At 63.6% G+C, this 19,754-nt stretch carries 31 protein-coding genes and 1 tRNA gene; 23 read left to right on the top strand and 9 right to left on the bottom strand.

Annotation, left to right across the window (positions count from 1 at the left end):
- The first annotated feature begins 4 nt into the window (after positions 1–4).
- The 5 genes from SAS01S_RS08455 to SAS01S_RS08435 are packed head-to-tail and all read left to right on the top strand — an operon-like array spanning position 5 to position 1,680.
- A complete protein-coding gene (locus SAS01S_RS08455) occupies positions 5–214 on the top strand; it encodes a hypothetical protein (protein WP_066807123.1) in 210 nt (69 codons plus the stop codon).
- Entirely contained in the window at positions 211–540 is a 330-nt protein-coding gene (locus tag SAS01S_RS08450) for a hypothetical protein (RefSeq protein ID WP_157082725.1), read from the top strand. Before SAS01S_RS08455 ends, SAS01S_RS08450 begins: the two co-directional genes overlap by 4 nt.
- On the top strand, positions 537–1,028 hold the full coding sequence (locus SAS01S_RS08445) for a D-Ala-D-Ala carboxypeptidase family metallohydrolase (protein ID WP_066807117.1): 492 nt from the start codon (positions 537–539) through the stop codon (positions 1,026–1,028). The genes SAS01S_RS08450 and SAS01S_RS08445 overlap by 4 nt, the downstream gene beginning before the upstream one ends.
- Positions 1,025–1,315, top strand: a complete 291-nt coding sequence (locus SAS01S_RS08440; protein WP_066807115.1) for a hypothetical protein — start codon at positions 1,025–1,027, stop codon at positions 1,313–1,315. The genes SAS01S_RS08445 and SAS01S_RS08440 overlap by 4 nt, the downstream gene beginning before the upstream one ends.
- The gene (locus SAS01S_RS08435; protein ID WP_066807113.1) at positions 1,312–1,680 is read left to right on the top strand and encodes a hypothetical protein; all 369 of its coding nucleotides are present in this window, start codon (positions 1,312–1,314) and stop codon (positions 1,678–1,680) included. The genes SAS01S_RS08440 and SAS01S_RS08435 overlap by 4 nt, the downstream gene beginning before the upstream one ends.
- Before the next feature lie 241 nt (positions 1,681–1,921).
- Here the strand turns inward: SAS01S_RS08435 and SAS01S_RS08430 are convergent, their stop codons facing one another.
- The 3 genes from SAS01S_RS08430 to SAS01S_RS08420 all read right to left on the bottom strand — a co-directional run bounded on the left by SAS01S_RS08430 (position 1,922) and on the right by SAS01S_RS08420 (position 3,616).
- Positions 1,922–2,569, bottom strand: coding sequence for an SOS response-associated peptidase (locus SAS01S_RS08430; RefSeq protein ID WP_066807111.1), 648 nt, complete (start codon positions 2,567–2,569; stop codon positions 1,922–1,924).
- A gap of 61 nt (positions 2,570–2,630) precedes the next feature.
- Positions 2,631–2,882: a hypothetical protein gene (locus tag SAS01S_RS08425; RefSeq protein WP_157082723.1), complete on the bottom strand. Its 252-nt coding sequence runs from the start codon at positions 2,880–2,882 to the stop codon at positions 2,631–2,633.
- 71 nt (positions 2,883–2,953) lie between these two features.
- On the bottom strand, positions 2,954–3,616 hold the full coding sequence (locus SAS01S_RS08420; protein ID WP_066807107.1) for an SOS response-associated peptidase family protein: 663 nt from the start codon (positions 3,614–3,616) through the stop codon (positions 2,954–2,956).
- 129 nt (positions 3,617–3,745) lie between these two features.
- Between SAS01S_RS08420 and SAS01S_RS08415 the strand changes: the two genes are divergently transcribed.
- The 4 genes from SAS01S_RS08415 to SAS01S_RS08405 all read left to right on the top strand — a co-directional run bounded on the left by SAS01S_RS08415 (position 3,746) and on the right by SAS01S_RS08405 (position 5,620).
- Positions 3,746–3,949 (top strand): hypothetical protein, encoded by a 204-nt coding sequence (locus tag SAS01S_RS08415; RefSeq protein ID WP_066807105.1) that lies wholly within the window; start codon positions 3,746–3,748, stop codon positions 3,947–3,949.
- Complete coding sequence (locus SAS01S_RS08410) at positions 3,949–4,197, top strand: hypothetical protein (protein ID WP_157082722.1); 249 nt, start codon at positions 3,949–3,951, stop codon at positions 4,195–4,197. Before SAS01S_RS08415 ends, SAS01S_RS08410 begins: the two co-directional genes overlap by 1 nt.
- Positions 4,198–4,723: 526 nt before the next feature.
- Complete coding sequence (locus tag SAS01S_RS22460) at positions 4,724–4,900, top strand: hypothetical protein (RefSeq protein ID WP_157082721.1); 177 nt, start codon at positions 4,724–4,726, stop codon at positions 4,898–4,900.
- A 66-nt stretch (positions 4,901–4,966) separates the two neighbouring features.
- A complete protein-coding gene (locus SAS01S_RS08405; RefSeq protein ID WP_066807100.1) occupies positions 4,967–5,620 on the top strand; it encodes a Fic family protein in 654 nt (217 codons plus the stop codon).
- A gap of 59 nt (positions 5,621–5,679) precedes the next feature.
- On the opposite strand, the gene SAS01S_RS08400 is transcribed toward SAS01S_RS08405, so the two are convergent.
- From SAS01S_RS08400 to SAS01S_RS08385, 4 genes are all read right to left on the bottom strand, one after another.
- Positions 5,680–5,979, bottom strand: a complete 300-nt coding sequence (locus SAS01S_RS08400) for a hypothetical protein (protein WP_066807098.1) — start codon at positions 5,977–5,979, stop codon at positions 5,680–5,682.
- 502 nt (positions 5,980–6,481) lie between these two features.
- Positions 6,482–6,880, bottom strand: a complete 399-nt coding sequence (locus tag SAS01S_RS08395; RefSeq protein WP_066807096.1) for a retropepsin-like aspartic protease — start codon at positions 6,878–6,880, stop codon at positions 6,482–6,484.
- A gap of 132 nt (positions 6,881–7,012) precedes the next feature.
- Positions 7,013–7,378: a hypothetical protein gene (locus SAS01S_RS22455; protein ID WP_157082720.1), complete on the bottom strand. Its 366-nt coding sequence runs from the start codon at positions 7,376–7,378 to the stop codon at positions 7,013–7,015.
- 306 nt (positions 7,379–7,684) lie between these two features.
- A complete protein-coding gene (locus tag SAS01S_RS08385) occupies positions 7,685–8,128 on the bottom strand; it encodes a hypothetical protein (protein WP_066807090.1) in 444 nt (147 codons plus the stop codon).
- 126 nt (positions 8,129–8,254) lie between these two features.
- On the opposite strand from SAS01S_RS08385, the gene SAS01S_RS08380 reads away from it, so the two are divergent.
- Both SAS01S_RS08380 and SAS01S_RS08375 read left to right on the top strand, forming a co-directional pair.
- Entirely contained in the window at positions 8,255–8,530 is a 276-nt protein-coding gene (locus SAS01S_RS08380) for a helix-turn-helix domain-containing protein (RefSeq protein WP_245656815.1), read from the top strand.
- Between the two features lie 7 nt (positions 8,531–8,537).
- Entirely contained in the window at positions 8,538–8,732 is a 195-nt protein-coding gene (locus SAS01S_RS08375) for a DUF6961 family protein (RefSeq protein ID WP_066807087.1), read from the top strand.
- A 297-nt stretch (positions 8,733–9,029) separates the two neighbouring features.
- On the opposite strand, the gene SAS01S_RS08370 is transcribed toward SAS01S_RS08375, so the two are convergent.
- Positions 9,030–9,103: transfer RNA gene (locus SAS01S_RS08370), tRNA-Gln, on the bottom strand.
- A gap of 170 nt (positions 9,104–9,273) precedes the next feature.
- On the opposite strand from SAS01S_RS08370, the gene SAS01S_RS08365 reads away from it, so the two are divergent.
- The 11 genes from SAS01S_RS08365 (at position 9,274) to SAS01S_RS08315 (ending at position 18,465) form a co-directional block, all read left to right on the top strand.
- Positions 9,274–10,326: a Ppx/GppA phosphatase family protein gene (locus SAS01S_RS08365; RefSeq protein WP_245656814.1), complete on the top strand. Its 1,053-nt coding sequence runs from the start codon at positions 9,274–9,276 to the stop codon at positions 10,324–10,326.
- Positions 10,323–10,991 carry an RlmE family RNA methyltransferase gene (locus tag SAS01S_RS08360; RefSeq protein WP_066807086.1) on the top strand — a complete coding sequence of 223 codons (669 nt, stop codon included), beginning with the start codon at positions 10,323–10,325 and terminating at the stop codon, positions 10,989–10,991. The genes SAS01S_RS08365 and SAS01S_RS08360 overlap by 4 nt, the downstream gene beginning before the upstream one ends.
- A gap of 294 nt (positions 10,992–11,285) precedes the next feature.
- Positions 11,286–11,747 carry a PAS domain-containing protein gene (locus SAS01S_RS08355; protein ID WP_245656813.1) on the top strand — a complete coding sequence of 154 codons (462 nt, stop codon included), beginning with the start codon at positions 11,286–11,288 and terminating at the stop codon, positions 11,745–11,747.
- Positions 11,748–11,854: 107 nt separating this feature from the next.
- Positions 11,855–13,177: a glutamate--tRNA ligase gene (gene gltX / locus SAS01S_RS08350; protein ID WP_066807083.1), complete on the top strand. Its 1,323-nt coding sequence runs from the start codon at positions 11,855–11,857 to the stop codon at positions 13,175–13,177.
- Positions 13,178–13,257: 80 nt separating this feature from the next.
- On the top strand, positions 13,258–13,935 hold the full coding sequence (locus tag SAS01S_RS08345) for an energy transducer TonB (protein ID WP_066807082.1): 678 nt from the start codon (positions 13,258–13,260) through the stop codon (positions 13,933–13,935).
- Positions 13,932–14,339: a hypothetical protein gene (locus SAS01S_RS08340; protein WP_157082719.1), complete on the top strand. Its 408-nt coding sequence runs from the start codon at positions 13,932–13,934 to the stop codon at positions 14,337–14,339. Before SAS01S_RS08345 ends, SAS01S_RS08340 begins: the two co-directional genes overlap by 4 nt.
- 169 nt (positions 14,340–14,508) lie before the next feature.
- The gene (gene ribD / locus SAS01S_RS08335; protein WP_066807187.1) at positions 14,509–15,459 is read left to right on the top strand and encodes a bifunctional diaminohydroxyphosphoribosylaminopyrimidine deaminase/5-amino-6-(5-phosphoribosylamino)uracil reductase RibD; all 951 of its coding nucleotides are present in this window, start codon (positions 14,509–14,511) and stop codon (positions 15,457–15,459) included.
- Between the two features lie 30 nt (positions 15,460–15,489).
- A complete protein-coding gene (locus SAS01S_RS08330) occupies positions 15,490–16,095 on the top strand; it encodes a riboflavin synthase (protein ID WP_066807079.1) in 606 nt (201 codons plus the stop codon).
- Positions 16,096–16,149: 54 nt separating this feature from the next.
- Entirely contained in the window at positions 16,150–17,436 is a 1,287-nt protein-coding gene (gene ribB, locus SAS01S_RS08325; protein ID WP_066807078.1) for a 3,4-dihydroxy-2-butanone-4-phosphate synthase, read from the top strand.
- Positions 17,436–17,855 carry a 6,7-dimethyl-8-ribityllumazine synthase gene (gene ribH, locus SAS01S_RS08320; protein ID WP_066807073.1) on the top strand — a complete coding sequence of 140 codons (420 nt, stop codon included), beginning with the start codon at positions 17,436–17,438 and terminating at the stop codon, positions 17,853–17,855. Before ribB ends, ribH begins: the two co-directional genes overlap by 1 nt.
- A gap of 1 nt (position 17,856) precedes the next feature.
- Positions 17,857–18,465 carry a hypothetical protein gene (locus tag SAS01S_RS08315; protein ID WP_066807071.1) on the top strand — a complete coding sequence of 203 codons (609 nt, stop codon included), beginning with the start codon at positions 17,857–17,859 and terminating at the stop codon, positions 18,463–18,465.
- A 4-nt stretch (positions 18,466–18,469) separates the two neighbouring features.
- On the opposite strand, the gene SAS01S_RS08310 is transcribed toward SAS01S_RS08315, so the two are convergent.
- On the bottom strand, positions 18,470–19,126 hold the full coding sequence (locus tag SAS01S_RS08310) for a TMEM175 family protein (protein WP_066807069.1): 657 nt from the start codon (positions 19,124–19,126) through the stop codon (positions 18,470–18,472).
- Between the two features lie 177 nt (positions 19,127–19,303).
- Between SAS01S_RS08310 and SAS01S_RS08305 the strand changes: the two genes are divergently transcribed.
- A partial coding sequence (locus tag SAS01S_RS08305) for an acetyl-coenzyme A synthetase N-terminal domain-containing protein (protein WP_157082718.1) occupies positions 19,304–19,754 on the top strand: 451 nt, incomplete at its 3' end.

Here is a 19,754-nt window from a genome sequence, read left to right as displayed (position 1 = left end):
CGTAATGGACAATCCATATTGGGTGCGGGCCTATGAGGCCGAAGACGGTAGCGGCAGGATCGCGGGCTACGTCGTGGAGCGGGCGGGGCAGACTGGAAATCCGGAACTCGACAGCAACTATACGGCTGGCCCGATTGACGACGCGTCCGCGCGCAATGCCGCTCTGGCTGCGGCCGAGGCGCGCCGCGACGAATTGAATGGCGGTCCGGGGTGATGCTGATCGAAACGAGCATGACCGCTCAATTGATGGGGCCGCTCGGCGGCACGCTTGGCCTGGCGTTCGGCGCAGGCTGCATTGCGGGCTACGGCTTCGCGATCCAGACTGCTTATCGCGCCGTGAAAGCTCGTCTCGATAAGGTCGAAGGCGACGCACGCGAGGATCAATACCGCTGCGATTTCAAGATTGCCGGGCTGGAGGCGCGCCAACGTGAGCTTGAGGACATGCTCCTCGGACGCCGGCCGCTGGGCATGTTCACCCCTGTGCCGACGTACGAAGCCTTTGTCGCCGATCGCGATGAGCAATTGGGGAAAACGTCGTGACTCAGCTATCCGCACATTTCACGCTCGAAGAACTGACGCATTCCGACACCGCTATCGCGCACCGCATCCCAAACTCTCCGACGCCGGAACACCTCGCCAACGCGAAGAACTGGACGGTGCCCGGCATGGAACTGCTGCGCCATCTGCTCGGCGACACGGCGATCAACGTTCACGTCGCCTACCGGAATCCGCAGGTCAATGTGCTGGTGGGTGGTACGCCGACGTCGGCGCACCCCGAGTTTTTCGCCGTCGACTTCGACAGGCCGGGCGAGACGCCGCGCACCACGGCCACCCGGATCGCCGGTTTCATGAAAAAGGGTCTGATCCATATCGACCAGCTCATTCTGGAGCGAGCGCCCGGCCGCGTCGTGCACGTCAGCTTCGACCCGCGCGGCGCTAAGCCCGGCCAGCCGAGCCGCGCCCGCGGCATGATGGGTTACCAGCCCGGGGGGCCTGGCACGCCGATCGATTGGGGATATTTCAAATGACCGGCCCCGGCTGGCCCGACGCGCGCGGGTGGATCGGCATAGGCAGCTATGCGCTGGTGGTGCTGGTCGTGGTCCTCATCTGGCAGGATCGGACGCTGCTCAACAACGACTTCTTCAAGGTCATTGCGACCGCGATCATCCTGACCGGGTGGAACGGCGGCCCGCTGTCGTGGGCATACGCCGCGACCAAGAGCGGCGGCGAGCTGGCGGACCGGAACGCCGACCTCGTCCAGAAGCAAGCCGAGAACAGCCCGCCGATCGCGGACGAGGACGGAGGCAAGAAATGATCCCGCAATTCCTGAATGTCCGATTCGGGCCGACGCTCGCCAAAGTGATCTTCTTCGGCGGCCTGGCGCTGATCGCACTCGCGATTGTCGCCACGATCTATTTCGCCGGGCGCCACGACGGGAAGTCGGGCGAGGTCGTGAAGGAGCAGGCCCGCACGATCGACACGATCCAAAAGGTCGGGGTCGCGAACGACAATGCCGCCGCCGCCCGCGTCGACGATGCGAAGCGGCAGGACCAACAGAAACAGGAGTTGAACGATGCGCTCAAGAACGCTTCGGGTGGCGATGATGCTCGCCGTCGCACTGGCTGCGCCATCCTGCGCCAGCAGGGTCGTGACGTCTCTGCAATTCCCGCCTGCCGCTGACCTCAAGGTCGACGACGAGCCAGCCTATCCGGTGGCCGCGCTTGATGCTTGCCCGACCAACCTTCGTTCCGACCCGTGCCCGGCCGAGCAGGCAGAGCGCCAGTGGTGGAACGCTATGGTCGATTGGGGTCGCTTGCATCGTGACAAGGTGGCAAGGGTCTGCGGCTGGGCGCGCGATCTCAAGATGCCGCTGCCGGATAGTTATTGCGGCCAGCCGAGGGCGCCCGCGCTGTCCTGAATGTTAGTGTAAGGGCAGAACACCTTTCATTACGCTGCGAGGCCTTACCCAAAGTTCATCGGTCCGCGTCATCTTTATGAGCTTGTCGGGGAAGCAGCGCTGCTGAAACGAGACCGCCGTATCGAAGTCACCGTGTATCCAAGCGTCGTAATCGTCGGGCATGAGCAGGACCGGCATCCGGTCGTGTACCGGCCGGATCGCCTCATTGCAGTCGGTCATGACCATCGAATACACCGGTCCCCATTCGTCACTGACGCGCCAGAGGCCGGCCGCTGCGAAGATCGGCTGATCCCTCACGTTGAACCAAGTTCGGGTCTTGGCGCCCTTCGGCCCCTCGGCTTCGGCGAATGCCGTCAGGGGGATTAGGCAGCGCCATTGCGGTTTGGCCGCCAATCCCCGCCAGAATGACTTCTGGATGTCAGCGATGTTATTAACCGGCTTTGGCTTGGCGGTCGGCGACATTCCTTTGAGACGCAGCGGGAAGCCCCAGGTCATCGACTGCATGACGCGCTCGCCGGCTTCCTCGCGGACAACGGTGCCGGGCGTACCGGGGTAGGCTTCCTCAGGCGCGTTCGAGAACGATGGCACCTTTACGCCGAAATGCGCGGCGACCTCGGCCATGCTTTTGCGCATTGTGTAGAGATTGCACATGCCACTATCCTACCACGACGGGCCGACGATGCCATGGCTGCGTCCGACCCAAATGCGGACGCTACCGCTGCCCGTCGCTGCTGCGAAATCGGATTCCTTCGCCATCACGGATGAAGCGTGAGCGGTCGCCCTTGTGGCGCAAGTCCCACAGCGCCTGCTTCCGGCACTCCCCGTCATGGTTCACGCGCCACGCGACAAGGCGGCGCATTTCCTCGTCGGCGAAGATGATGTTGTGAGCCTCCTCAATGGAGACGTCGAACTCCTCGCGTGTTCGCTTCACCAGCTCGATGAAGTCGCGGTTCTGAAAGTCCACTGCCGCATCCTCTTCCTCGCTGGACGATAGATCGGCGAGAGTCCGCCTTCCACCCAATAGCGGACGCTACGCTATAGTAGCGCAATCTGCCCGGCAGCCGCAAACTCCGGCACGTCCCCACTCCGCCACCGATCGTCGGTATGCGTCACCTCGATGCGCTCCGCAGCCATCGGCGCCCGAAACTGAAATTCAATCACATCGCTGATCGAGCCGTGCAGCCAGCGCGCATACTCACCTTGCCCGAGCAGCACGGGCATCCTGTCGTTGTAGGGCATCACGGCATCGCTGGCGGTCATCGTCATGCCGGCGAACACGGGACCGACATCCGGCAAGTTCCGGCAGAAGCCGGCCCACGCAACCAACGGTTCGCCCTTCACGGAAAACCACGACCTCGTTTTCGATCCTTGATCGCCGGCAGGGTTCGCGAAGTGGGTGAGCGGGATCAGGCATCGATAGCGGGGGTCGACCACTAGCGTATCCCACATGGGGTTCGTCAGGTCTGCCACGAGCCCGATGATACCCGGCTCTTCGCCGCGGATAGCCGCTTTCAGTGTGCGTCGCGGAAAACCCCAGTGCGCCACCTTGAGCAATCGTCGCCCGCCATTCTCGATGACGATCGGACCTTCTAATCCCTCGGTCATCTCGCTTGGCATGGAAATGATGGGGGCGTCCTCGACGCCGAATTGGTCGGCGATCTCCTGCGATCCGACCTGGGCAACAAACAATCGGGCCACGCGTCATCACTCCTTTCACGACTCGGCTTGATCGAGGTCTAGCACGAATCGGTTGCCGCGTGTTCCGTTTTTGTTCTAGCCTTCCTCTCCGCCGCTGAGTCGGCGATTCGACATTGAAGGAGAACGGCCGTGCAGCATGATCCGCTGCTGCGTGCGATTGCGCGCGAGACATATGATGCCTGCTATCCAACGGAGGATTGGGCGCCGGTGCGATTCGAGGAAGCGGAACGCCTGGGCACGATCCACTATCGCCAGGCGGTCGAAGCGGCGCAACGGGCACGTGCCCTCACCGCAGCTAAGGGCGAGCAGCTTCCGTTGTTCGAGGCGGCCTGATGCAGGTCATTTCCCACGACGAGCTTCGAATGCGCATCGCGATCAAGCTCCAGGTGCTCAAGCCGTACAAGAAGCGCGAGTTAGGCATCAGCGGCCCGTCGATGCTCGAGGAAGTGGTGAATTCCGTGATGGATGTGCTCAATCGCACGATCGTCGTGCGGCCGGACTATCTCCCTGGCCTGCAACGCCCGGGCGTGTTCGGCGTCGACGAGCCTTGGCCGACTGGCTGCGAGCCCCGCGAGGGCTGATGTGGCACGCTACGGGCATGATGGGAGTCCGTTGCCAACCAATCTGCTGGAAGCCGCGGCCTGGCATTTCGCGGTCGTGGCGACGTGCCGACGGTGCGCGGCTTGGGGAGTATTCGATCCGCATGCTTTGTGGGCGCTCTTCGAGCGTCGCGGTTGGGACGTCGGGATGCAGAGCGTTGCGCGACGGCTGCGTTGCAAGCGTTGCGGTGCCGGTGCGTTCGTGTCCTGGTCGAAGGATCGCGAGCCGACGGTGATTTTGCCGATGCCGAGTGAGCGGCAGTGGAAGCGGGCTTTGAGCCGGCTGCGGAGTTGAAGATCCCGCGCACGGCAGAAGCGCGTGTTCAAACGTGGTTTTGGCGGAAAGCGCAGATAATTAGCTTAGTGGGATTCACGGCAGCGCCCGCACGTGTTAGAATTTTTGGCCGTTGATTCGCGGTTTAAAATATTCAGCGTTCGTTAAACCTTTTTTTCCGATGCGCGTTTATCTAACTGCGATAGCAATTTTCGGCAGGGGAAAGGAACCAAAATGGCTCAGTCCGCGCGCCTGAACGACTTGGTCGCTCGCGCCAAACTCCACAAGATGACCCCGGCTGAGCGCCGCGCTCAGCGAGTGAGCCTTGTGATGGGTCTTCGCGGCCATAATTCAACGCTCACCAAGGAGAAGGTTGAGACGCTTCTCGGCGAGCTTGAGGGCATTGCTTGACAGCACACCGATACTGCTCAGAATTAAGAGGCCCGGATAGTCCGGGCCTTTTTTTATGGGGCGTCCATGTTCGACACGAACTGGGATTTGATTTCGGGCGATGTGGCGCACGAAATCGAGGTGCTAAACCAATCGAGCCAGATCAATTTGATTGAAGCCCTCGTTAGGTTCTTCTTGCATCACTACGCTAACGACAGCGAACAGAGCGCCCAGCATCATCCCAACCAGAACGCTCTGCGAGAGTTGCACCGCACGGCCACGTTTCTATTGTTGGCCAAGCCGGGGATTTATCGAGATGGCCCCGTGCACCTCGCCAAAGAAGATGGAACAGTCGTGTACGTGCCGCCTTCTGCCGAAGAGGTGGAAGGGCACATGGATCGGCTATTTGGCCAAATTAGCGAACGATGGATGAACTCAATACCCGTCGAAATGGGAGCGTTTACGCTCTGGCTGATAAATTGGGTGCACCCCTTCAAAAACGGTAACGGACGCACTGCGCGGGCCTTTTGTTACACCTGTATATGTTTGAGAATGGGGTTCGTTCTTCCTGGTGCGCCAACGGTCCTCGAACTTATCAAAATGAATGATGACGAATATCAGAGTGCGCTGCGGGTAGCTGACGCAGGCTACAATGCGACCGGGGAGCCTGACCTCAGCGCAATGAACGATTTCATCGAACGGCTGCTGATCGAGCAGCTAAGTTCGGCTGTCGGCGACTAAGACCCTTTAAATCCACTACCGCCTATCGACCTTCCCCGTCACAGAGGTTAGCCCCGCATTCAATTTGCCGCCTTCCCCTCTTGCTCCTGAACCTGACGAAACACCGCCTCTAACTGCCGCGCCGTCTCAGCGAACTCCCGCCCCAACGCGGCACCCAAGCCGTCGAGCTCAACCGGCCCTCCGCCAACCATGCGCGCCGCGGCAAGTGATGCGAGCCCGCGCATGACGCCAATGAGCGTCGGAACGAAAATCTCATCGTCTAGGGGTAGGGTCCTGCCATCTGCCGATAAGCCGAACAGTGCCTGGCCGAGCGCCACGCGCACCTTCTCCGTGTAATCCTCGGTTTCCTGGTCGGTCATATCGCCTGGTCCTTCGCAGTGGGTCGAGCACTATAACGCATAAAAAACGCCCCGGTCGCGGGAGGGAGGCGACCGGGGCGGTGCGGGTGGGCACCAGCAGTTTCTGAATGCGGCCATCCTATTGAGTGAGCGCGGACCGGCAAGGCGGTCGGGTCATTCTGGACCATTTTCCAAAGGATAGCGCGATCAAGCACGGCGGGAGTCTGCCGATCCGCAGCGAGCGGCGCTGGAAAAACGATTTTGGTACGCTCTCAATATTGAACGGGACGCGGTTCGTATCGTTTTCCGCTTGCGCGGCGGTATCGCGCAATTTTTCGGAGTGTCTCGTGCGTATCTTCGGCTGGCTTTGCCATATAATCGGCCACCATCGGTCGAGAGCTCGTACAAGGATGGACAAGTTCGGTGACCGTCACAGTGTCTGCCGGATTTGCGGTCGACCTATGACAGAACGTCTCGATTGGGAGGTAGTGGACTAGGCAGAGCGAAGATGACCGACGTGCCGCTACGCACGGGTCATCACGAACACACCGTCCGTTGTTATCGAAATATCGAATCGTTCAAGGAAGTCGCGACCGATAAGGGCGTGATTGCTCAGGCCTTCTACGACCCCGACCTCGTGATTGGTGATCGTCCGCTTTTCTCCGCCGTCGAACTCTATACCGATGTCAACTAACGTTCGGGCAGCGATGGACGCTCCGGTCGGACCGAAGACCTGGAGCGAGCTCCCGCTCGTGGACAAAGCCAACGTGTCGGCAAGGGCTTTGCTGATCATCGTGTGGTCGTTTCCGGTATCGAACAGGCCGGCAACGGTGGCCCCCTTGCTCTTGAAATTGTTCATCACAAAAAGTTGGATGTAGATCGGGTCCTTAGGGTGGGTGCGATTGATCGTCAGCTTTGCCATTGCGTTTTAGTAAAGGATGTCGACGAAGCTTCCAACTTAACAGCGTATCGTCAACGGCTTGCGGGAGGACAGAAAATGGGCGCCCCGCCGATGCCGGGCGCCCGAATTCGCGTTTGATCGGCGGTCGATGCTTTAAGGTTCGCCATCCTCGGGATCGCCCGGTCCCCACACACCCTCACGCACCGGATAGCCAATGCCCGGCCCAGAGAATACGCCGTCGTCGCCAGCTTGACACCGATCAGCATCGCCATCTTCGGGCGGATCGCTAATCGGGCAACCAGCATCGCCATACGGGGACGTGGGCTCGTGGACGAAGAAGTCATCTTCTGCGTTGTTGCTATCTTCCTCGTCACCGTTCAGCTCGGCATCTGGATCGCCATCCAGTTGATCCAGCCGCTCAATCATCTTCTCGGTGAGCCGGGCCAGCACCGGACGTGGTAGACTAGGAATCGCGCGAAACATCGGCTCAAGCCGATCAAGGGGAATGATGGCGCCCATCACTCATCTCCCCACTTTATCTGGGCCACCAAACCGCGAATGTATCCGCGAAAATAGGCGTCAACTTTCTCCGCCACTCGCTCGCCAAGCACTCGGCCTTGGCGCAAATTTGCGACAAAGTTCGGGTCGTTCGCGATGATCCGCCCAAGCCGGGTTGGGCGGATACCAGTCTCCCGCAGATGCCGTTCAATTAGCGGAAGATGGGTTGGCGAACTGTACCGGCGCTCATGCTCTGCGAGGCTCGGTTTATATGGCGAGGAGGGCACGACGGCGCGCGCAGCGGAGTTGTTACGGAGGGCGTACACCTCATGCCTCCATCGCTTTGAGGGAGCGCATAGCCGCGATCATCAGCCGCGCGTTCCAGTCCAACATCCGGTCTTCGGCATCGACAGCGTCGAGATCTCCGCGCGTGACTGCGTCGTCCTGTTCCTGTGACAACGCCGCAGTCGAGTGATAGAGGGCACACCAGAGCTGGATCAGCACTCCCTTGGGGGTGCGAGCGTTGGTTGATCTGATGATCTCTTCGGCGGTGTCGACCACCGCCCAAAGGCGCTGCTCTTCCGCTAGGTCGTCTACGACTTTAAATGCTGCGTACGCCGTTTGCCGGCGTTCCCAGGCCGCTTCAATTGCATAGTCCGGCGACCCAGTCGGCGAGACTGCTTTGGTTGGCAGTGCTACGCACGCCACTGTGGCCAGCCCGACGCCACCGATGATGGTGCGCCGGGATGGCGATGTGTTAATACGGTCCATAGTCGTGTCCCTCTGTGCAGGGTTGCGATCAGGCCGGGTGCGGGGAGCTTCCACCTTCCCCATCCGGCCGCTAGCCGTTTGGTTAGCTAAAATGGTTATCGTGCCACTTTTGGGCTATGTCAACCGATGTGGTTGCTGTTGGCTAAATTGGTTGATATTACCGTTTGCATGAACCCAGGAACATGTAGGGCCGCTCGCGCTCTGATCGGGATGACGCAGGCGGAGCTTGCGCGCGCGGCGAGCGTGGGGCTGTCGACGATCAAGAATTATGAAGCGGGCGCGTACGTGCCGATCCCGAACAATTTGACGGCCATCCGTGCGGCTCTCGACGCGGCCGGCGTGGTATTCCTCGCCGATGGCGAATTGCTAGCTGGCGGTCCTGGGGTTCGATTGAAGGGCTGATTGCGGGATGGCGCTGCCTGAGTGGGAGCTATGGGCCTGTGCGCTCGCGATCGAGCGCCAATACGGTGACGATGCGCCGCGCCACATTGCCGAGAGGATCAGTGCGCTTGCCATCGCGGGCGATGAGGCGGGCGTGGAAACCTGGAAGGCGATAGCGAACCGCTACGACCAACTCAGCCCTGATCACGGCGGAACCGTTTAGGGAGCCAGACAACGGCGGGCGGCCCGCTCCTCACGACGCACCGACCGCCTGACCGTCGCCGTTATCCTCAAGCCGGCGGGGCTAGCGCCATCATAACCCGTTCAACCGTCCGATGAAATCGGACAGTTGCCATTTTTTGACCGACCACCTTGTTGCACCCGTGTTGCACGGAGTGGCCGAGATTGCCCGGTAATCGACGGAAATCTGCGGTTTCCAGAAGCAACATGCGGCATTGTCTAAGCAACACGCTTCCGCGTCCAGTGGACGATTAAGTTTTTGTTTTATAAGAGGAAATCCTGGATGCCCCGTGAGGATTCGAACCTCAATTGACGGAGTCAGAGTCCGTAGTCTTACCTTTAGACGACGGGGCAACAGGCGGCGGGCTCTAGGCGGGCTGGCGCGACCGGTCAAGGCCTTGGACGCAACCGGCGAGATCGCCGATCGGGCCTTCGCTTGTCGCATCGCGCCAGTTCGGTTAGGCTCGGCGCCAAGCAGCGGAGGGCTATGGGCCGGACCGCAAGAATATAAGAGTTACGACGGCATGGGGGACGTTCCCGCCAATATGCCGCACCGGCAGCGCGCCGCCCCGATGGGCAAGCCCGCCGCCCGTCCGGCCCGCATCCCGAACAAGCGCTGGGGCGATGCACCGCATTACGCCGCGCTCGATCTCGGCACCAACAATTGCCGCCTGCTGATCGCGCGGCCGCAAGGTAATGGCTTCGCCGTGGTCGACGCCTTTTCGCGGATCGTGCGGCTGGGCGAGGGGCTCGCTTCGAGCGGACGGCTGTCCGATGCGGCGATCGACCGCACCATCGCCGCGCTGAAGATTTGTGCCGACAAGCTGCGCCGCCGCAACGTGCTGGTCGCGCGGTCGGTCGCGACCGAGGCGTGCCGCCAGGCGGCTAACGGCGCCGAATTCATCGAGCGCGCCTATCGCGAGACCGGCATCCGGCTCGATATCATCTCCCCCGAGGAAGAGGCGCGGCTGGCGGTGCTCGGCTGCCACGCGCTGATGGAGCCGGGCGACGGACCGGCGCTGATCTTCGATATCGGCGGCGGATCGACCGAATTGGTGCTGATCGACCTGTCGGGCGATCATCCGCGCGTGCTCGACTGGCATTCGGCGCGCTGGGGCGTGGTCTCGCTGACCGAACATGCCGGCGGCGGCGAGAGCGCCGAGGCGCTGGGCGAATCCTATGCGCGGATGCGGGCGCTGGCGACCGAGAGCTTCGCCGCGTTCGCCAAGCGTGTACCGGCGAATTTGACCGCGCCGCGGCTGCTCGGCACCAGCGGCACCGTCACCACCCTGGCCAGCGTGTTTCTCGAACTCGATCATTATGACCGCGCCAAGGTCGACGGGCTGATCGTCCCGACCGAATCGATGCGCCGCATCTCGGCCGAATTGTCCGGCATGTCGGTCGCCGAGCGATCGCGCTTTCCGTGCATTGGCGGGGAGCGTGCCGATCTGGTCGTGGCGGGCTGCGCGATCCTCGAATCGATCCTCGATCTGTGGCCGGCCGAGCGGTTAGGCGTTGCCGACCGCGGCATCCGCGAGGGCATCTTGCGCCGCCTGATGGGAGCGCAACGGCCATGAGGGGCGGCGGTGGCGGACACACCCGCGTGCGCACCTCGCGCAATCGCACGCCGCAATCGACGCGCTGGCTCGAACGGCAATTGAACGACCCGTACGTCAAGCGCGCCAAGGCGGAAGGCTATCGCAGCCGCGCGGCGTACAAATTGATCGAACTCGACGAGAAATTCGGATTCCTCAAAAGCGCGAGCCGCGTGGTCGACCTGGGGCTGGCGCCGGGTGGCTGGTCGCAAGTGGTGCGGCGTCAGGTGCCTAAGGCGGCGATCGTCGGCATCGACCTGTTGCCGGTCGATCCGATCGACGGCGTGACCATCCTGCAGATGGATTTCATGGACGACGCCGCGCCCGGACGGCTGATCGAGGAACTGGGCGGCGCGCCCGATCTCGTCATGTCGGACATGGCGGCGAACACGGTCGGGCATCCGCAGACCGATGCGTTGCGGACGTTGGCCTTGGTCGAAACCGCGCTGGCCTTCGCGATCGATGTGCTCAAGCCCGGCGGGACCTTCGTGTCGAAAGTGTTTGCGGGCGGCGCCGATTCGACGCTGGTCGCCGAAATGAAGCGCAATTTCGCGACGGTGAAGCACGCCAAACCGCCGTCGAGCCGCAAAGGCTCGGTCGAATGGTTCGTGGTAGCGCAGGGGTTCAAGGGTCGCGCGGCGGAATAGCCGCGCTATTCCGCGAGTCAGCGCGACCCCGGCCGGCGGAGCCTAAGGCTCCGACCGACGGCGCGGCTTTTGCCGCGACGGGGATGCCTGTCTAAATCCGGACGTCGTTAGTTGGGTGGGAAGCGGCCATTCCTCAGCGATGCCGAGAGCCTCAGGAAGGTCACGAACGAACTGCTCATGCAGCGTCTTTCGACTTGCCGTTTCGGGTAGGCCGCCGAAACCTATTGGACACACTTTCGGCGTCATAGGATTCCCTTGACCGGGCCGATCATGGCATGCCGGAACAGAGCGAGCGTGAGCTATGCCTTGCCGCTGACCCATAGCTGGCCGTTGTTCGAGCAACATCAGCGCTTCGACCTCGGCTGTCTGCTCGACGAGCCGGGTGAGGCGCTGGTCGTCCCAGGGCGTTATTCCGAGCTCGTGGCGGCGCGCGGCATTGGGCTATGGGAGTGCAATTTGTCCGACAATGCGCTGAGCTGGACGGACGGGGTGTTCGACCTGTTCGGCTTGCCGCGCGGCGCGATTCTCGCTCGGGACGAGATCGCCGCTTTATATGCAGAGCCATCGCGCGCCGCGATGGAACGGCTGCGCGCTTATGCCATCAAGCACCGGCGCGGCTTTACGCTCGACGCCGAAATCATGCCGGTGAACGGGCCGCCGAAATGGATGCGCCTCATCGCCGCGCCGGTCTGCGTCGGGCGTCAGGTCGTTCGGCTCCATGGCATCAAGCAGGATGTCAGCGCCGCCTATGTCTGACGACAATTCGAAGCGATAGCGCCGCGTCTGCTGGGACGGAATGACGCGGGGACATCCGCCACCGTCCGTGCATTGCCGCCCACGCCCACTCGCCCTAAGTCGCGGGCATGACCGTCACCCGTTTCGCGCCGAGTCCGACCGGCAATCTCCATATCGGCAATATCCGTACCGCGATCCTCAACTGGCTGTTCGCGCGCTCGACCGGTGGGCGGTTCGTGCTCCGGATCGACGATACCGATGTCGAGCGTAGCGAGGAGCGCTATGTCGAGTCGATCCGCGCCGATCTCGCCTGGCTGGGGCTGGCACCCGATGAGGAGGTGAGACAGTCCGAGCGGTTCACACTGTACGAACGCCGCTTCGACGATCTGCGTGCGGCGGGGCGGATCTATCCCGCTTACGAGACGCAGCAGGAGCTCGAGCTCAAGCGCAAGATCCTGCTCGGACGGGGTCTGCCGCCCGTCTATGATCGCGCCGCGCTGGCGCTCAGCGATGCCGATCGCGCGAAGCTCGAGGCTGACGGCATCCGCCCGCATTGGCGGTTCAAGCTCGATCCGGGCGCGATCGAATGGCACGATCTGATCCGCGGTCCCCAGCATTTCGACGCCGCGACGATGAGCGATCCGGTGATCCGCCGCGCCGACGGATCGTGGCTCTATATGCTGCCGTCCGTGATCGACGATGTCGATATGGGTATCAGCCATGTCGTGCGTGGCGAGGACCATGTCTCCAACACCGCGCTCCAGCTGCAGATGTTCGTCGCGATGAACGCGCCGCTGCCGACCTTCGCGCATGCCGCGTTGCTGACCGGAGCGGAAGGCAAATTGTCGAAGCGGCTCGGCTCGCTCGGCGTCGAGCATTTCCGCGGCGAGGGGATCGAGCCGCAGGCGATCGTCGCCTTGCTCGCGCGGATCGGCACCAGCGATCCGGTCGAGCCGTTAGTCGATCCCGCACCGCTGACCGCCGCGTTCGATTTCTCGCGCTTCGGCCGCGCGCCGGCGCGGTTCGACGAGGGCGAGCTTGCCCAGCTCAATGCGCGGATCGTCCACCAGCTCGAGTTCGCAGCGGTCGCCGATCGCCTGCCTGCGGGCATGGACGGCGCTGCCTGGGAAGCGATCCGGCCCAATCTGACCACCATCGCCGGCGCGGCCGATTGGTGGCACGTGGTGGAGGGGCCGATCTCGGCCGCCGCCGATCCCGAAGATCGCGAGTTCCTGGCCACCGCCCATCGCATCGTCGGCGAGATCGACTGGACTGGCGATCCCTGGCACGCGCTGACCGGCGCGCTCAAGGACGCGACGGGGCGCAAGGGCAAACCTTTATTTCTACCGCTCCGCCGAGCGCTGACCGGGATGGACCACGGTCCCGACATGGCTGCTCTACTGCCGCTGATCGGCCGTGACCGCGCCCTGGAGCGGCTCGCGTCCGGATAACAGCGAGCATCTTGACGGCCATATGTAATGTTGTATCATCTCCGAGTCGCGGCATCCGAGACCGTGAAAGGAGAGACGATATGGCGACTTATGGTGACCGTTATGGCGCAGGCCCGGCGTTCAGGCCGGGTAGCTTGGCGCTGGCACTGGGACTGACCGTGGGCCCGATCGCGGCGTTGGTGATGGGGCTGCAGATCACCACTGTTATGAAAAAGCCCGATATCTTTGAGGGATATCGGGTCATCGAACCGCCGCCGCCCCCTCCGATCAAGCTGGAACCTCCGAAAACCGAGACCAAGACCCCCCCGATCGAGACAGTCTACACGCCGCCGGTGCAGCCGCTGCCGCTACCGCCGATCAATCCGTTGCCGACCACCCGCGAGGTGCAACCGCCGAATCCCGGGGCTGCGATCGGCACTAGTCCGGATCCGACGCCCGCTGTGATCCCGACGCCTATCGCCAAGCCGGTCATGGTCGATGCGTTCATCGATCCACGCTATCAGGGCCTGCTCCAGCCGCCTTATCCGCCCGAGGAGCAACGCGCCGGCAATAGCGGCCGTGTCGTGCTGCGCGTGCTGGTCGGCACAGACGGCCGGGTGAAGCAGGTCGAAAAGGTGTCGGCTGCGTCGGACGCCTTCTTCGCCGCCGCGCAGCGCCAGGCGCTGGGCAAATGGCGGTTCAAGCCGGCGACCCAGGACGGCGTGCCGATCGAGCAATGGAAGACGATGAGTCTGCGGTTCGTGCTCAACGAGCAGTGACCGTTTCGGTCGCGGGGCTGGCCTGTTGCCAGTCCCGTGACTATCTTGAGCCGATGGGAAGTTTCCTCGGCCGCTACAATCCGTTTCGCGCGTTGCTCGACCTGCGCCGCTATCTCGGCACGCGCAAGAAATACGAAATCCTGATCCTGTTCGGCTCTCTGATGCTCTGCATCCTGATCGTCGGGGGCTTCGCCGCCGGTTCGACCGTCCAGCGCGAATGGCGGCGGCCGACCATCATCTACGTCCAGTCGTGGCGCGCCGACCGCAGCGATGCGGAGATCGTCGCGCAGCAGAAGATCGACGGCGACAAGAAGAAGATCGAGGACGCCAAGCAGAAGAAGGAAGACGACGAGCGAAAGGCCGCGTTCAAGCGCCTGAACGACAAGCTGTCGCCTTGGTTGTAGGGGGGCGTCGCATCGCGACCGGCTCGTGCTCCTGCGGAAGCAGGAGCCCAGGGTTGTTGAGGGAATCGCGTGTGGCCCTAGGCTCCTGCGTTCGCAGGAGAACGGGCCGGCTTGGATCTGATCCGACGTCGGCGACGCCATGCTGAAGCACACAAGCGACCCGCGTTTCATGGCTGCCGCGCTGGCGCTCGCCGAGCGCGGGCGCGGGCGGACGGCGCCCAATCCCAATGTCGGCTGCGTGATCGTGAGGGATGGCCGCGTCGTCGGGCGCGGCTGGACCCAGCCCGGCGGGCGGCCGCATGCCGAGGCGATGGCACTGGCAATGGCGGGCGAGGCGGCGAACGGCGCGGCAGTCTATGTGACCCTCGAACCTTGTGCGCACCAGTCGCCGCGCGGGCCGGCGTGCAGCGATCTACTGGTCGGCGCGGGCGTCGCCCAGGTGGTGATCGCGCTCGGCGACCCCGATCCGCGCACCGATGGCCAGGGCATTGCTCGGCTCCGCGCGGCCGGTATCGCGGTGACCGCGGGGGTGATGGCCGAAGAGGCGCGGCGCTCGATGGCCGGGTTCCTCACCCGCCGCGCGGCAGGGCGGCCGCATGTGACGCTCAAGCTCGCCACCTCGCTCGACGGCTGCATCGCACGCGCCGACGGCGAATCGAAATGGATCACCGGCGACGCGGCGCGCGCCCATGCCCATCTCGAACGCGCGCGGCACGAGGCGATCCTTGTCGGCCGCGGCACCGCCGAAGCCGATGCGCCGCGGCTCGATGTTCGGCTCGGCGGGCTCGAACAGCATAGCCCGCGGCGCCTGTTGATGACTCGCCATCGCGGTGACCACGAGCATTGGGACTGGGTCGATTCGCCCGCGGCGATCGCCGGGCTTGAGCAGATCGATCATGTCCTGGTCGAAGGCGGCGCCGGCGCGGCCTCGGCATTCCTCGCCGACGACTTGGTCGATCGCCTGTTGCTCTATCGCGCGCCGATCCTGATCGGCGGCGGGCGTCCGGCGCTCGGCGACATCGGGCTTGGCCATCTCGCCGACGCGCATGGCCGCTGGCGGTTGCACGACGCGCGGATGTTGGGCATCGACCGGCTGGAAATCTACGAACGCACCCGCTGACGAGCGTCGGCGCAGCTTGGGAAATTAGCGATGTTCACCGGCATCATCTCCGATATCGGCACGATCCGCTCGATCGAGCATCGTGGCGACCTGCGCGCGGTAGTTGCAACCGCTTACGACACGAGCGGGGTCGATCTCGGCGCGTCGATCTCGTGCTCGGGCGTGTGCCTGACCGTGATCGACAAGGGGCCGGGCTGGTTCACCGTCGACATATCGGGCGAAACCGTCTCGCGCACCGCGCAGGGGCAATGGAGCGAGGGGCGCAAGCTCAACCTCGAACGCGCGATGAAGCTGGGCGACGAGCTCGGCGGGCATATCGTTACGGGGCATGTCGACGGCGTTGCCGAAGTGGTACGGGTCGAGCCGTCGGGCGATTCGAAGACGATCGCCTTCCGCGTCGCGCGCGACCTCGCGCCCTATATCGCCGCCAAGGGATCGGTGACGGTCGACGGCGTCTCGCTGACGGTCAATATGGTCAGCGACGGGGCGGAGGGCACCGAGTTCACGGTCAATCTGATCCCCCATACCCAGGCCGTGACGACCCTCGGCGCGATCGAAGCAGGACAGGCGGTCAATATCGAGATCGACGTGCTGGCCCGTTACCTCAGCCGGATGCGGTCGTTGCTCGAAAAATAGCTACAATGTGATTCCTGCTTGAATTTATCACATTGCAATGTGATATTCGACCTTATGAGCACCATGCTGATCGATCGCGTTCGCGATCTCGTCTCCTCGGGCGGCATTTCGCGCTCGGGGCTTGCCCGCGCTGCCGGGCTCCACGCCAATTCGCTGCGGACGCTCGACGAGCCCGAATGGAATCCGACCGCCGACACGTTGCGCAAGCTCGAATCCTATCTCGACCTGCGCGAGAAGCGCCCCGCGCTGGTGCCGATCGAGGAGATCATCGAGGAAGCGCGCAACGGCCGGATGTTCATTCTAGTCGACGACGAGGATCGTGAGAATGAGGGCGATCTGATCATCCCGGCGCAGATGGCGACTCCCGACGCGATCAACTTCATGGCGCGCCACGGCCGCGGCCTCATTTGCTTGTCGATGACCAAGGCGCGGATCGAGCAGCTCGGGCTCGATCTGATGAGCCGCAACAACGGCACGCGGCACGAAACCGCCTTCACCGTCTCGATCGAAGCGCGCGAGGGCGTCACCACCGGGATATCAGCACATGACCGCGCGCGCACCGTTTCGGTCGCGATCGACGCGAGCAAGGGGCGCGACGACATCGTCACCCCGGGCCATGTCTTCCCGCTGGTCGCACGCGACGGCGGCGTGTTGGTTCGCGCCGGCCATACCGAGGCAGCGGTCGACGTCTCGCGGCTCGCCGGGCTTAATCCGTCGGGCGTGATCTGCGAGATCATGAAGGACGACGGCACGATGGCGCGGATGGACGACCTCGTTGCCTTCGCGCAGGAGCACAAGCTCAAGATCGGCACGATCCGTGACCTGATCGCCTATCGTCGCCAGCACGACCATCTAGTCGAGCGTCGTGCCGAGGCGCGCTTCACCAGCCGTTGGGGCGGCGAGTGGACGGCGCGGACCTATTACAACAAGGCCACCGGCACCGAGCAGATCGCGCTGATCAAGGGGCATATCGACCCCGACAAGCCGACTCTGGTCCGGATGCACGCGATGAGCGTGTTCGCCGATTTGTTCGGTGAGGAAGGCAAGCGCGCCGGCCTGCTCGAGCGATCGATGGAGATCATCGGCAAAGCGGGGGCGGGCGTCGTCGTGCTGTTGTCGCCGTCGGGCGCGACCGGGTTCAGCCAAGCGCTGCAGCACAAGGCCGGGGCACCGATGCCCGACGAGTTGCGCGACTATGGCGTCGGCGCGCAGATCCTGACCGAATTGGGGGTCGAAGACATGATCCTCCTGACCAACACGCATCACATATTGGTCGCATTGGACGGCTATGGCCTGTCTATCGTAGGAGAACGCGCGATCGACCTGGGGGGATTGGATTGATGGCGCGGATATTGATCGTCGAAGCACGCTTCTACGACCATCTCAACGACATGCTGCTCGCCGGCGCGCGCCGCGCGATCGAGGAAGCGGGCCATGCGCACGAGACGGTGACCGTTCCCGGCGCGCTCGAAATCCCCGGCGCGCTCGCGCTGGCGGTGGAGAGCGGGCGTTATGACGCTTATGTCGCGATCGGCGTGGTGATCCGCGGCGAGACCTATCATTTCGAGATCGTCTCGAACGAAAGCGCCCGCGGCATCATGGCGCTGACGATGGACGGCATCGCCATCGGCAACGGCATCCTCACGACCGAGAACGAAGCCCAGGCGATCTATCGCGCCGATCCCGATCAGGCCGACAAGGGCGGTGGAGCGGCCAAGGCCGCGCTGGCGATGCTCGACCTTCGGCAGAAGTTCGGCTGACATGCCGTCCGAGCCGCCGCCGTCGCGCTATCGCGTGATCGAGCGCGGCGGCCGCCTGCAAGTGATCGACACCTGGGCGGCGAAGCGGCCGCCGGCGATGGCGGATCATGCGGAGTCGGACTCGATCGATGTTGACGCGTCCGATCAGACCTTGACCGATACCGTGACGGACGCCTGGCCTGACTCTGCGCCATCGTGGCCGGAACCGGTCGGCATATCGGGCGTGGCGCCGGTGGCGTCGGATCGGCCGGCATTTTCCACACCGCCGTTGCGCGAGTCGCAGATCGTCGCCGGCCCGCCCGAGTTGCTGCGCAATATCGCTGCCGCCATCGGCGGCAACAAGCGCGACGGCGACGGGCGGCTATTGCTCACGACCGCGCGCTTCTACGACAGCCGGGCGCCGCGCACGATCACGCTCGATCTCAACGGGGAGCGCGAAGTCGGGCTCGTGGTGCTCGTCGCGCTCGCGGTGGCCGCCGGCGCCGTGCTGTTCACCGCGACCCTGGGCTGGCCGGGCATCGTCGTCGGTGTAATCGCGGTCGGGCTGGTGCGTCAGGCCAATCAGATCGCGACGCCGTGGCTCGACCGGCTGGCCGCGCGGACGCGCTGAACCCTCAGACTCTCCGGATCACGCCGCGGCGATGGAGGTAGTCGAGCAGCTTGCGCCATAGCGGCATCGACATCAGCGCAGGTTGCCCGAACCAGGGATTGACGAAGCAGAACAGCAAGGCGGTCGTCGTCCCGAGCAACACCGCCCAGCCGCGCCGCCGGATAAGGGCGGCATATTCGGGGTCGAGATCGTCGGCCGCGACCGGCGGCGCCACCGCCATGCTGTTGTTCCACAGATTGCAGATCGCGACGAGCAGCAGCCAGCCGGAATAGGCGACCGCCGGGACTAGCTTGCCGTAATAGTCGCTGACCAAGGCGGTGAAGAACGGCATCCCGGCGACCGAGCATAACAGGAACAGATTGGGCATCAGCAATTTGGGCGACCAATGTCGCGCGCAATCGAACGCGCGATGATGCCCGCTCCAGAACGCGCCGATCACGAAGAAGGACACGAAAAAGCCGATGAAATGCGGAGTCAGATGGGCGAGCGCCTGTAGGAAAGCGGTGTCTGATGCGGCGTAGGGCAGCGTCGGCACCTTGAGCTCGATGACCAGCAAGGTGATCGAAATCGCGAACACCGCGTCGGAAAAGAATACCAGCCGTTCAAGCGCATGCGCCGGCGCGCCGTGATGCATCGGCTGGTCGTTTGGCCCGTCGCTCATCAGCTTTCCCCCTGCGAAATCCTACCGTGGCACGGCGCGGCGGCGCTTGCCAACCGCCCATTGCTACCGCCAATAGGGAGGGCGTTCGAGCATCGCGCGGAAAAAGTGGGCAACGGTTTTCCGCGACGCGATGCGACCACAAACGATTAGGGCGGCATGCCGCCCTAAGGAGAGAGCATGTCCGAGCAGAGCGTCTATCCGGTACCGGCAGATTGGGCCAAGCGCGCGAAGGTCAATCGCGCAGCCTATGAAAGGCTGCACGGGCGCAGCCTAGCAGATCCCGGCACCTTCTGGCTCGAACAGGCGCGCCGGCTCGACTGGATCAAGCGGCCCGAAATGGCCGGCGACTGGTCGTTCGGGCAGGACGATTTCCGCATCAGCTGGTTCGCCGACGGCGTGCTCAACGCCTCCGCCAATTGCCTCGATCGCCATCTCGCCACGCGCGGCGACACGGTGGCGCTGATCTGGGAGCCCGACGATCCCACCGAGCAGCCGCGGCGCATCACGTATCGCGAGCTCCACCGCGACGTCTGCCGCTTCGCCAATGCGCTGAAGGACCAAGGCGTCGCCAAGGGCGATCGCGTCACCATCTATATGCCGATGATCCCCGAAGCGGCGGTCGCGATCC

It is taken from the genome of Sphingomonas asaccharolytica NBRC 15499 (assembly GCF_001598355.1).
Classification (GTDB): Bacteria; Pseudomonadota; Alphaproteobacteria; order Sphingomonadales; family Sphingomonadaceae; genus Sphingomonas; species Sphingomonas asaccharolytica.
This window is presented reverse-complemented; position numbering and strand designations above follow the sequence as displayed.